The organism is Burkholderia sp. (assembly GCF_018375725.1).
In the GTDB taxonomy this organism is placed as follows: Bacteria; Pseudomonadota; Gammaproteobacteria; order Burkholderiales; family Burkholderiaceae; genus Burkholderia.
In genome coordinates, this window is sequence record NZ_JAHACR010000107.1 from 1 (window position 1) to 12,090 (window position 12,090).

Genomic DNA, 12,090 nt, shown 5'->3' on the forward strand with positions numbered 1-12,090 from the left:
TCCCGCGTTCGCGTATCTGATCGCGCATCCGGTCATCCGCAAGGTGACGTTCACCGGCTCGACGCCGGTCGGCAAGCAACTGGCGGCACTGGCGGGCCTGCATATGAAGCGCGCGACGATGGAGCTGGGCGGTCATGCGCCGGTGATCGTCGCCGAGGATGCCGACGTCGCGCTCGCGGTGAGGGCAGCGGGCGGCGCCAAGTTCCGCAATGCCGGTCAGGTCTGCATTTCGCCGACGCGTTTTCTCGTCCACAACAGCATCCTCGACGAATTCACGCGCGCGCTGGTCGTGCATGCGGAGGGGCTGACAGTCGGCAATGGTCTCGACGAAGGGACGACGCTGGGCGCATTGGCGAACACGCGTCGACTGGCGGCGATGCAATCCGTCGTCGAGAATGCGCGTGCGTCGGGCGCGAACGTGGAAACGGGCGGCGAGCGGATCGGCTCAGAGGGCAACTTCTTCGCGCCGACGGTGCTGTCGAATGTGCCGCTCGATGCGGATGTGTTCAACAGCGAACCGTTCGGGCCGGTCGCGGCGATTCGCGGCTTCGATTCGCTGGAGGATGCGATTGCGGAAGCGAACCGGCTGCCTTACGGTCTCGCGGGTTACGCCTTTACGCGTTCGTTTGCGAATGTGCACACGCTGACGCAGCGTCTCGAAGTCGGGATGCTGTGGATCAACCAGCCGGCGACGCCGTGGCCGGAAATGCCGTTCGGCGGCGTGAAGGATTCGGGTTATGGCTCGGAAGGCGGCCCCGAGGCGCTTGAGCCGTATCTCGTCACGAAGTCGGTCACGGTCACGGCGGTGTAATGCCGACGCCTGCACGGGACACGCGCGACGTCGGGTGATCGCGCGGATGCCGGCGCTCGGGATTGTCCGGGGCACGGATGACGCCCATCCTCGATGACGTGATCCAGGCAGGCGAGGGGGGGAATGGAGGCGGGTGCGTCGTCGACGCGCCCGTTTTCGTTTGACGGCGCGAATGTGCGAGGCCGCCGCGTGGTCAGTGCGGCGGCCTCGCCCGCGCGCGATCAGACGATTGCCGAACGCACGACGCGGACCGGAACCGACTTGTACGACGGCGTGCCGCTTTCCTTGTCGATGTAGTGCAGCGGAACCAGCACGTTCGCTTCCGGATAGTAGGCGCCGACCGAACCCCGCGCGATTTCATGCGCGATCGCGGTGATCTTCTCGAGGCGCATCGTTCTGCCGTCCACGATTGTCTCGATGTCGACGAGATCGCCGTGCTCGAGCCCGTTCGCCTCGAGATCCGCCTCGTTCATGAACAGCACGTCGCGACGGCCGAACACGCCGCGATAGCGGTCGTCCAGCGCGTAGATCGTCGTGTTGTACTGATCGTGGCTGCGCAACGTCACGAGACGCAGCGCGTCCTTGCTGGCGACATCCGCGTCTTCCTTCACGCCCTTGAACACCGAGAACATCGCCTTGCCGGTCGGCGTGTGCCACACGCGATCGACCGCGGGCAGCGGCATGCGGAAGCCGCCCGGCACGCGGATGCGCTCGTTGTAGTTGTCGAAGCCCGGAATCGTCCGTTCGATCAGATCGCGGATCCTGTCGTAATCGGCGATCAGCTCGAGGTACGGCACCTTGCTGTTCGGCAGCGTGGCGGCCGCGATGCCGGCGATGATCGCCGGCTCGGAGCGCAGGAATTCCGAGGCCGGCGTCAGCTTGCCCGCGGACGCGTGGACCATCGACATCGAATCCTCGACCGTGACCGACTGCGGGCCGTTCGCCTGCACGTCGAGTTCGGTGCGGCCCAGGCATGGGAACAGATACGTTTCCTTCGCTGTCAGCAGGTGCGAGCGATTGAGCTTTGTGCCGATATGCACGCTCAGGTCGAGATGCTTCGCCGCCGGGAAGCTCACTTCCGAATCCGGCAGCGCGACCACGAAGTTGCCGCCGAGGCACAGGAGCGCCTTCGACTTGCCGTCGATCATCGCCTGCATCGCGTTGACCGCGTCGTGGCCATGATGCTCGGGCGGCGTGAAGCCGAAAACTTCCTCGATCTTCTGCAGGAATTCGGCCGCCGGCTTCTCGGTAATGCCGACCGTGCGATTGCCTTGCACGTTCGAATGGCCGCGCAGCGGGCAGACGCCGGCGCCCGGCTTGCCGATGTTGCCGCGCATCAGCAGCAGGTCGACGATCAGGCGGACGTTCGCGGTGCCCTTGTTGTGCTGCGTGATGCCCATGCCGTACGTGACGATCGTCGCGTTCGATTTCGCGTAGGCCGCGGCGGCCTGCTCGAGTTCGGTGCGGGCCAGGCCGCTTTCCTGCTCGATGTCTGTCCATTCGGTCGCCTCGAGATCGGCTGCGAGCGCATCGAAACCGTTGGTCTCGTTCGCGATGAAATCGTGGTCGAGCACGGTGCCGCCTTGTTCGCGATCCATCGTCAGCAGCGCCTTCATGATGCCCTTCAGCGCGGCTGCATCGCCGCCCGCGCGCACCTGAAAGTACGTCGATGCGATGCGGGTCGACGTGTTCGTTGCCATCTGGAGCGCGTTCTGCGGATCCTGGAAGCGTTCGAGCGCGCGCTCCCGCAGCGGATTGAGCACGATGATGGGTAAGCCGCGGCGCGACGCTTCCCACAGCATGCCCATCATCCGCGGATGGTTGGTGCCGGGGTTGTGGCCGATCGAAATGATCAGATCGCATTTTTCGAAGTCGTCGAGCGATACCGATCCCTTGCCCATCCCGATCGACTGCGGCAGGCCGATGCTGGTCGGCTCGTGGCACATGTTCGAGCAGTCCGGAAAGTTGTTCGTCCCGAACTCGCGGGCGAACAGCTGATACAGATACGCGGCTTCGTTCGATGCGCGGCCGGACGTATAGAACTCGACCTGCTCCGGCGACAGCCCGCGCAGGATCTCGCCGATCCGCCTGAACGCGTCGTCCCATTCGACCGGGCGGAACGTGTCCGTGTCGCGATCGTAGACGAGCGGGTGCGTCAGGCGCCCCTGGTTCTCGAGTTCGTAGTCGGTCCAGCCGAGCAGCGACGTCACCGTATTCTCCGCAAAGAATTCCGGCGTGACGCGCTTTGTCGTAGCTTCCCAGGTGACGGCCTTCGCGCCGTTCTCGCAGAACTGGAATGTGGAACGATGCTCCTTGTCGGGCCAGGCGCAGCCGGGGCAGTCGAAGCCGTCGGGCTGGTTGGTGCGCAGCAGCGTGATCGGTGCCTTGATGGCTTCTGCCGGAACGCTCAGCATCTGCTCGCGGATCGCCATCGAGGTGGCGCGCAGCGCGCCCCAGCCCCCGGCAGCATGATCGTACGGGCGCACGCCCGGCACTTCTCGTCGATTGGTAGCCATGAGAAAACTCCTGACGCCCCCGGACCGGGGAGCGCCTGTTGGGGAGCCGTCATAAGACGGCACAAGACCGGATCGGGTCTTGTGGTCCGAAACGCCAGCTAATGAATGACGGAGCGTCATGCATGCCCCGTCTCTCGGTCTCCTCCGGTTCCGCTGGATAGGGCGGAGTGCTTGTTATGGGTGGTCTTGACTTGTCAACATGACCGAAACCGGCATGATGCGGCGCACAGGCGAGGCGCTGCCGGTGTCGTCGGGCTAACATAGTCGAACGGTGTTCGCGCGCCAAGGTACAGTTCGTGCCGGCGGGTTGCGTGATCGTGCAGGCGGTCAGCACAGGCGGAATCGGAATTTGGCGCGTTTTGATGGGAAGCTCGGTAGCCCGTGTGGGGAATGCCGGTGTGTTTAAGCGCTTTCTGCTATTTGACATAAGGTGAATTATCAACATCAAATTTTGTAAGAGCCAAGTAGTAATGCCGTAGCCGAGCCAAATAGAAATGCCGTATTTCCGCCAAATACAAAATCATGTCACGCATAGCGTCCGTGTCCGCGACGCTAATCTGGCGTAAGCAGCCAAAGCTCCGACTACAATGTCGCATCGCGGCGCCGTGATGCGCGGCAGCAGAACGTCGGGCTTCGCGGCGAGCAAGTCAGCCGATGCTGCGCGTCGCTGCCCGTGCGGGCGCAAAAATCTACCTATCGAACGCGCTATACGCTCCAAGGAAAAACCATGGAAAAACTGTTGGAACGGCTGCTCTTCAATTCACGCTGGCTGCTGGCGCCTTTCTATATCGCCCTTGTCCTGGCGCTCGTCATGTTGCTCGTCGCGCTCGTCAACGATCTCGTTCACATCGTGCCGAACCTGTTGTCGTCGAGCCCGGAGCAGATCATCCTGTCCGTGCTGACGCTGATTGACCTGTCGCTTGCCGGCAATCTCGTCATCATCATCATCTTTTCTGGCTATGAGAACTTCGTGTCGAAAATCGATACGGGCGGGAGCGAGGATCGGCCCGGCTGGATGGGCTCGCTCGATTTCTCCGGTTTGAAGATGAAGCTGATCGGCTCGATCGTCGCGATTTCCGCCATTTCGCTGCTGCGCGCGTTCATGCGGCTGACCGAGACCGATATCCCGATGGATCCCACGCGCGTTCACTGGCTTGTCATCGTGCACCTGACGTTCGTCGTGTCGGGGCTGCTGTTCGCGCTGATGGACTGGGTGGCGGCCCGAGTCGAAAGGCGCTGATTCGGCACGGAACTAAACCTCGCAGCAGCGGAATCCGACGAAGATATCGTCGCGGTGTGGCATGTAGAAATTCCGATAACGGGGATGCTGCATGCGGCCATGCGTCGCAAACGAGCCGCCCCGCACCGAACGGTGTGTGCGGAACCAGGGCGCGGAGTATTCCTGGTAAGGATCGGGCGAGAATCCCGCATAGGGCAGGAAAGGATCGGCAGTCCATTCCCATACCGCGCCGCCCCAGTGAATCAGGTCATGCGTTGCCGCGTACTCCCACTCCGCTTCCGTGGGCAAACGCTTGCCCGCCCAGCGGCAATACGCCTCCGCCTCGTAGGCATTGACGTGGCAAACCGGCCAATCGAGCGGCAGCGGCACCCATTCGCCGAACCAGCGCAATACCCACTGCTCCGGTCGGTCTTCCGCCGGCCGCCAGCGTGCCGGATGGCGGAGCCCGCTTTTCCGTAGCCATGCGAGGCCGTCATCGGTCCACCATCGCGGATTGCGATAACCGCCGTCCGCCACGAATTCGGCGAAAGCGGCATGGCTCACACACACCGGATCGATCCGGAATGTGGAAACCGACACCGGATGCGCCCATTTCTCGTTGTCAAAGACGAATCCGTCTTGCTGCGGCGATCCCATCGCGAAGGCCTTGTCCCCGCCCGTTACCGACCCGGCGTGGACGGCCGGGATGGCCGGCATGGCGGCCGGGACGTGAAGCGGATAATCGAGGGTCTGGCGCATGTAGGTCAGCGCCTCGGCATGCATGTCCTCGTGGAACAGGGCGAGCCGGAAGAAATAGAGCGCCGGGTCGGTGTCGTCCGTTGCATCGAGTGCCGCGAGCACGCGCTCCAGCACCGCGGCGACGTAGCCACGCACGGCATCAGGCGGGGGCATCTCGAGATGCCAGCGCGTCCGGTGTGCCACGCGCATGGAGTCGAACAGGCCGTCGGCGCCGGCCAGTATCGAAGGCCGCGTCGCGGTCAGGCGGCCATCCCGATCGGGACGCGGCTCCCGCAGCACCCAATGTTCGGTGAACCACGCGACATGCGCGTATTCCCACAAGGGTGGATTGATTCCGGGATCGTAGCGAACCTGCCACCGGGACGGCGAAAAATCCTCGAGGATGGCCCACGTGCGGCGATGCGCATCGGAAAATGCCGCGCGCAAGGCAAACTTATTTATGCTTCTCGCTGCCACTCCCTCAGACACGATTGTCATGCGTCCTCCCAAGGTCACCGTCGCGATTATCAGCCCGGCGCTGCGCAAAGCCAATAACGGCAACTGGCAGACTGCCCACCGCTGGTCCCGCTATTTGCGCGCGGATTACGATGTCGAGCTGGCTGACGAATGGACGGCGGACAGCCGGCGTGGCGCCCATCCTGCGTGTCTGATCGCCCTTCACGCCCGGCGTTCCGCCGAATCCATCGCCCGGTTCGCGCACGCGTGCCCGGAACGCCCGCTGGTGCTGGTGCTGACCGGAACCGATCTGTACCGCGATATCCGTCACGATGCTGCCGCCCAGCGTTCCCTCGAACTCGCGACTCATCTGGTGGTGCTGCAGGACGAAGGGCCGGCCGAACTGGCAGCCAGGCATCGCGGCAAGTGTCGTGTGATCTATCAGTCGGCGCCGTCATGCCGCTCGGCAGCGGCGCCGCAGGACGTGTTCGATGCCGTGCTCGTCGGGCATATGCGCGCAGAGAAAGACCCGTTGACGCCCATGCGCGCCCTCTTCCTGCTTCCCGACGATTCGCGCGTGCGCCTGACCCATATCGGCGCTGCGGGGGACGAGGAGTATCTGCGCGCGGCGCAATCGCTGCAGGCACAGGCCTGGCCGCGGGGGCAGCGTTACGTCTGGCTGGAGAACCTGCCGCATACCGAGACGCGGCGGCGGATCGCGCAGGCGCAGGCCATGATCATTTCCAGCGTGATGGAAGGCGGCGCCAACGTGATCATCGAGGCTGTCACCAGCGGTGTGCCGGTGCTGGCCAGCCGGATTCCGGGCAACGTCGGCATGCTGGGCCGGGACTACGACGGCTATTTTCCGCCCGGCGATGCCGCGCAGTTGGCGTTGATGCTGGAGCGAGCGAGCCGCGATGACGGTTTTCTGGCGCACTTGCGGCAGCAATGCGCGTTGCGGGCGCCGCTGTTCGATCCGGCGCGGGAACACGCGGAAGTGATCCGCCTTGTGGCGGAAGCGCTGAAGATGGCGTAACGGAGCACGGCAAGGATCCGTGCACGCGGTGTCCTGGCGTGCGCTGGAATCGCGCGCCGGCGCAATCATGGCGTGCCGTCAGGCTCGGGATTCACGCGCAATCCGAGCACATCGAGATAAATGCCGAGCGAACGCCGGATCGATTCGGCGACGAGCTGTGTCATGTCCGTGTAGTCGCCGCTCAGGCAAGCCTTGTCGAGCGCGCCGCAGTACGCATGACGATCCGCCTCCCGGATAACCGCGGGTGGATAGCCCGACTTCATCAGTTCGACGTTCAGGAGGAGCCGGGCTGCCCTGCCATTTCCATCGACGTATGGGTGGATCCTGACGAATCGCGTATGAAGTTCAGCCGCGCGCGCGACCGGATGCAACGCGGAGACCTGCGCATACCACGCGACGAGCGCTGCCAGTTCCGCCGGCAGATCCAGGAAATCGGGCGGCGTCGTACTGGCGCCCGCAATCGCCACGTTCTCGTTGCGATAACGGCAGGCCTCCTGGCCCGCACGGACTTTCAGCACGAGGTTGTGGATGTTCCGGATCTGCCACACCGACAGCGCCTCGTTGTTCGTGACAATCTCGTCGAGGTAGGGAATCGCTTCGCGATGGTGCGTGGCGTCGCAGTGCTCGCGCAGAGACCTTCCGCTCAGGGGCATGCCTTCAAGCACGACCGTGGTTTCACGCAGCGGCAGTTCGTCGTTGTCGATTGCGCGTGGACGAGGAATGCCGTCCCGCATGAACGTTTCCCGCAGCAAAGCCAAGGCTGGCGGCTGGAGCGGACGCGCCGCATCCAGCTTCGCTTTGTCGGCATCGATTGCTTCGAGCAGGGACGGGATCATGGCATCCGGCCACGCGACTATGCATCAGGCGCTTCCCGTATCATGCGCCCGAATGGCCCGGCCGGCGTGCCGGGCTGCATCCGGGCATCGGCTTTCCCGCATTCGAATCACGGCTTGTCGGCGAACGCCCCCGCGATCTGCCGGGCGCGCTTCACGTCGTCGCCGTGCAGGTAGATCGACGTCGTAGAGATCGACGCGTGGCGGAGATTGTCGCGCACCGTGGTCAGCTCGGCGCCGCGCGCGAGTGCGTGGGTGGCGTGGGTATGCCGCATCCAGTGCGGGCTGGCCTGCCGCAGCTTCTCCGCAATGGCCGGATTGTCCGTTTCCAGCACGGCGGCGGCCGACGCGAAAAAGCGTTGCATCACCTTCCAGAGCCGCACGCTGGTAATGCGCGTCGCCCCGTCGTCGGCGAAGCTCGCGATCAATGGCGTATCCGGGTGCCAGCGACTGGCCGTGACCGGCAACCGGCGCTCGGCCAGATGTCGGTCGAGCGCGCTTCGGGCGAGCGGCGGCAACGCGACCCGGGCCGCCTTCCGCCCTTTCCCGACGACCTTGATCCAATGATCCCCGTGCGCGTCGGTCTCGATATCGCCAAGCGTGGCGCCGACCAGTTCGCTGGCCCGCAGACCGGTCGCATACCCGAAATCCAGAATAAAGCGCAGCCGCTGCGCCGCCGGTGGCGCCCAGCCGTAAGACCATTCGAGTCCATCGGCGAGGGTGCGAACCAGCAGCCATTCGCCTTCGGTGAAGACGTGGGATGTATCGAGCGCGGCTGAACGTTGCGTGTCGCGCACCTTGACGCCGGCGAACGGGTTCGCGAGCAGATACCGCTGCTCGATCAGCCAGCGGAACAGTGCGCCCAGCACGGACAGCGAGTAAGCCGCCGAACGCGCCGACAACCCGCCGGAAAACGGCCGCCAATCGTCCGCGCCGCGCGGACGGACCGGCCCGACCCAGCGTTCGCGCGGCGTCGGGCGGCGCAGGAACGCGCGGTAGGCGACGGCGTCCTCGGTCGTCAGCGACGACAGCGCCCGGCCCCGTTCGACAATCGCCCACAGGATCAGGCGTTCGGCCTCCTTCCGGTATGCGCGCTGCGTCGCGGCCGACTCGTGCAGTGACAGCCATGCCTGCACCGCCCGGTAATCGTTGTCCGCGTCGAGCGTGCAGGTCGCGCGCGGCGCACGGAAGGTGCCTGCCGAGCCGTCGACTTCGTGCGGCAGCCGCAACTGTTCCCACGGCAAGATGCCGGTGCGCGGCGTCAGCGCAACGAGCGCCCTCGCCCGCTCCGTCAGGGCCGGATGTCCGGCGAAGAAGGCCTCGATACGCCGGGCGCTGGCCGGGCCGAGGCCGGGAATCGCTTTCCACCACTGGCGCCGCCGGGGAATCCGCACGGTGAGATCGGCGAGCGTCGCGATGCCGTGGGCGCGCAGCACGGAAACCGCGCGGGTGGGCAGCCAAAGACCGATATCGTCGCTGATCTGGGGAACCGGCGCGCGTGCATGCCGCAGTTGCTCGATTGCGTCCGCGACGGCCTTGGCTTTCTGCAGACGCTCGCCGTCGGGATGGGTGAAGACGTCGAGCAGATCCGGCCGGCCGACCTGTCGCGCGATCCTGACCAGCCGGCGGCGAACCCCGCCGAGCACGCCCCGGGCGGACTGCCCTGCCCCGACACGATCCGGCAGATAGCGTTCGACGGTTTTGCGAACGGGCATGCCGGCGTACCACGCGCGCAGCATGGCCAGTTCGTCGGCATCGGGAAAGCCGGTCGGATTCGGGGCGGTGGAATTCATGGTCTGGCTCGTTTGCATGAACGCTAGTTTGACACATGAATCGTGTTGTAGTGATAAGAAGGATTATCTTTATGATAAGAAATTGATCCGGAAACACGCTGCCGTTATCTGCCGCTCACGAATCTAAAGTTGTGTCGATCGCCGACGGTTGCATCATTTCCCTGAGTCTGACGCAAGGTTTCGAGATTGCCGGAAAGGGTGAATCCGCTCACCGTCACGTCCCAACGTTTTCAAAAATTCAACATTTCGATTATTATCGAACAATGGAAACGAACCAAGCCATTGCCGCGCTCGCGGCACTCGCCCACGAGTCCCGGCTCGCCGTCTTTCGCGCTCTCGTGCAGGCGGGTCCCGGCGGCATGCCGGCGGGGCAGATTGCCACGCTGCTCGATGTACCGCCGTCATCGCTCTCCTTTCATCTGAAGGAACTCGCGCATGCGCAACTCGCCACTGGCCGCCAGGAAGGCCGCTTCGTCATCTACTGCGCGAATTTCGCCACGATGAACGGCCTGCTGGCGTATCTCACGGAGAACTGCTGCGGCGGCAATCCCTGCTCGCCGGCGGCAGTTTGCTCGACGTCCGGGGCGCAACCGTCTTGATGCGCTTCTGCCATGCGCACATCCGCGTGCCGAATCTCGCCGACAGCATTCGTTTCTATTCGGCGCTGTTCGCTGCCGAGCCAGCCGTCGTCAAGAGCGACGACGCGAAATGGATGCTTGACGGTCCCCGCGTCCACTTCGCGATCTCGCAGCGCGGCGCGGTGCCCGGTCTCGATCACCTCGGTGTCCAGACTGAAAACGAAGCCGAATTGGTGGAGATGCATACGAGCACTGAACAGTGCTGCGCTGCCGATCGCCAAACTCGATCACGTCGCGCGGCAGAAATCGGTGTGCGAGATCGGCCAACAGTCAATCCGGATGTCCTGACATGACCACGAACGTACTGATCCTCTGCACTCACAACTCGGCGCGTAGCGTGCTGTCGGAAGGCATGCTCAATCATTGGGCCGCGAAGCTCGGCAAGGACCTGCGTGCATACAGCGCCGGCAGTGCGCCGAGCGGTCGACTCAATCCGTTTGCGCTGGAAGCGCTGACGAACGCCGGTGTCGACGTCGACGGTTACCACAGCAAGAGCTGGGACGAGTTCGTCGGCGATGACGCGCCTGAAATGCGCGTCGTCATCACGGTGTGCGGCAGCGCGGCATCGGAGACGTGCCCGTACTGGCCCGGCAGCCCCGTCAAAGTACATTGGGGCTACGCCGATCCGTCGAATGCGCCAGGCGGAGACGAAGGCAAGCGTCTCGCCTTCGAGCTCACGCGCCAAGCAATCGGCTATCGCATGCTGCAGTTGCTGGCGCTGCCGCTCGATCGCATGAGCAATGCCGAACTTCAGACGGCGCTGACCGAGATCTCGCAAAACTGACCATTCGCATGGCGGTCCGCTAAAACAAGCGGACCGCCAACGACTTCCAAGACTGAACCCTGTCCGATGAATACGTCCAACGTTGCTCCGCCGGGAACGGCCGTCGCAAAGCCCGCCATCAATTTCTTCGAGCGCTACCTGACTGTCTGGGTCGCCCTGTGCATCGTCGCCGGTATCGCACTCGGCCAGCTACTGCCCGGTCTGTTCCAGCAGATCGCCCGGATGGAGTACGCGCAGGTGAACCTGCCGGTCGGGCTGCTGATCTGGGTGATGATCATCCCGATGCTGGTCAAGGTCGACTTCGGTGCATTGCATGAAGTGCGTCAGCACATCAAAGGGATCGGTATTACGCTCATCGTGAACTGGCTCGTCAAGCCGTTCTCGATGGCATTCCTCGGTTGGCTGTTCATCCGCCATCTGTTTGCGTCGATGCTGCCGGCGGACCAGCTCGACAGCTATATCGCCGGCCTGATCCTGCTGGCCGCCGCGCCGTGCACGGCGATGGTGTTCGTGTGGAGCCGGCTGACGGGCGGCGATCCGCTGTTCACGCTGTCGCAGGTCGCGCTGAACGACACCATCATGGTGATCGCGTTCGCGCCGCTCGTCGGCCTGCTGCTCGGCATGTCAGCGATGACGGTGCCCTGGGCGACGTTGCTCACGTCGGTCGTGCTTTACATCGTGATTCCGGTGATCCTCGCGCAGATCTGGCGCAAGATGTTGCTCGCGCGGGGGCAGGCAGCGTTTGACGCTGCAATGACGAAGATCGGCCCGTGGTCGATCACCGCGCTGCTGGCCACGCTGGTGCTGCTGTTCGCGTTCCAGGGTGAAGCGATCCTGAAGCAGCCGTTGGTGATCGCGCTGCTGGCGGTGCCGATCCTGATTCAGGTGTTCTTCAATTCGGCACTCGCCTACTGGCTCAATCGGGCTGTCGGAGAGAAGCACAGCATCGCATGTCCGTCGGCACTGATCGGCGCTTCCAACTTCTTCGAGCTGGCCGTTGCGGCCGCGATCAGCCTGTTCGGCTTTCATTCCGGCGCGGCGCTGGCTACCGTCGTAGGCGTGTTGATCGAAGTGCCGGTCATGCTGCTGGTGGTACGCGTCGTGAACCAGTCCAAGGGCTGGTACGAGTGCCGCGGTTGATATGGACAGATGACTGCCATCACGATTTGTCGCAACCGCGACTGCGGCACGTCGCGCAACACGCTGGCGTTGATCCGAGGCATCGGCCCGTATCTGGTCGACCGGTACAGCGAGCGAAAGGAAAGC

10 protein-coding genes and 1 pseudogene are annotated in these 12,090 nt (G+C 64.1%); 7 read left to right on the forward strand and 4 right to left on the reverse strand.

All coding sequences use genetic code 11. The annotated features are described in order from the left end of the window. Nucleotides 1-811 (forward strand): aldehyde dehydrogenase family protein (locus KH616_RS13420; RefSeq protein WP_292245198.1); only part of this gene is annotated, 811 nt, incomplete at its 5' end. Between the two features lie 221 nt (nucleotides 812-1,032). On the opposite strand, the gene KH616_RS13425 is transcribed toward KH616_RS13420, so the two are convergent. Beyond that, nucleotides 1,033-3,327: an FdhF/YdeP family oxidoreductase gene (locus tag KH616_RS13425; RefSeq protein ID WP_292245200.1), complete on the reverse strand. Its 2,295-nt coding sequence runs from the start codon at nucleotides 3,325-3,327 to the stop codon at nucleotides 1,033-1,035. A gap of 727 nt (nucleotides 3,328-4,054) precedes the next feature. Here KH616_RS13425 and KH616_RS13430 point away from each other — a divergent pair. Beyond that, entirely contained in the window at nucleotides 4,055-4,567 is a 513-nt protein-coding gene (locus tag KH616_RS13430) for a TIGR00645 family protein (RefSeq protein WP_292245202.1), read from the forward strand. A gap of 12 nt (nucleotides 4,568-4,579) precedes the next feature. Here the strand turns inward: KH616_RS13430 and senA are convergent, their stop codons facing one another. Continuing rightward, the gene (gene senA / locus KH616_RS13435; protein WP_292245214.1) at nucleotides 4,580-5,782 is read right to left on the reverse strand and encodes a selenoneine synthase SenA; all 1,203 of its coding nucleotides are present in this window, start codon (nucleotides 5,780-5,782) and stop codon (nucleotides 4,580-4,582) included. Between senA and senB the strand changes: the two genes are divergently transcribed. Then, the gene (gene senB / locus KH616_RS13440; protein ID WP_292245204.1) at nucleotides 5,781-6,776 is read left to right on the forward strand and encodes a selenoneine biosynthesis selenosugar synthase SenB; all 996 of its coding nucleotides are present in this window, start codon (nucleotides 5,781-5,783) and stop codon (nucleotides 6,774-6,776) included. The two genes, senA and senB, sit on opposite strands and share 2 nt — an antisense overlap. A gap of 65 nt (nucleotides 6,777-6,841) precedes the next feature. On the opposite strand, the gene KH616_RS13445 is transcribed toward senB, so the two are convergent. After that, the gene (locus tag KH616_RS13445; RefSeq protein WP_292245206.1) at nucleotides 6,842-7,612 is read right to left on the reverse strand and encodes a Fic family protein; all 771 of its coding nucleotides are present in this window, start codon (nucleotides 7,610-7,612) and stop codon (nucleotides 6,842-6,844) included. Nucleotides 7,613-7,719: 107 nt separating this feature from the next. Continuing rightward, a complete protein-coding gene (locus KH616_RS13450; protein ID WP_292245208.1) occupies nucleotides 7,720-9,420 on the reverse strand; it encodes a site-specific integrase in 1,701 nt (566 codons plus the stop codon). Nucleotides 9,421-9,665: 245 nt separating this feature from the next. Between KH616_RS13450 and KH616_RS13455 the strand changes: the two genes are divergently transcribed. From KH616_RS13455 to arsB, 4 genes and pseudogenes are all read left to right on the forward strand, one after another. Further along, on the forward strand, nucleotides 9,666-10,001 hold the full coding sequence (locus KH616_RS13455) for a metalloregulator ArsR/SmtB family transcription factor (RefSeq protein ID WP_292245216.1): 336 nt from the start codon (nucleotides 9,666-9,668) through the stop codon (nucleotides 9,999-10,001). Further along, nucleotides 10,001-10,256: pseudogene (locus KH616_RS13460) on the forward strand (glyoxalase/bleomycin resistance/dioxygenase family protein); the annotation flags it as partial. The gene KH616_RS13455 and the pseudogene KH616_RS13460, both read left to right, overlap by 1 nt. A gap of 73 nt (nucleotides 10,257-10,329) precedes the next feature. Next, nucleotides 10,330-10,824 (forward strand): arsenate reductase ArsC, encoded by a 495-nt coding sequence (locus KH616_RS13465; RefSeq protein ID WP_292245210.1) that lies wholly within the window; start codon nucleotides 10,330-10,332, stop codon nucleotides 10,822-10,824. 66 nt (nucleotides 10,825-10,890) lie between these two features. Next, a complete protein-coding gene (gene arsB / locus KH616_RS13470; RefSeq protein WP_292245212.1) occupies nucleotides 10,891-11,964 on the forward strand; it encodes an ACR3 family arsenite efflux transporter in 1,074 nt (357 codons plus the stop codon). Nucleotides 11,965-12,090: the final 126 nt, after the last annotated feature.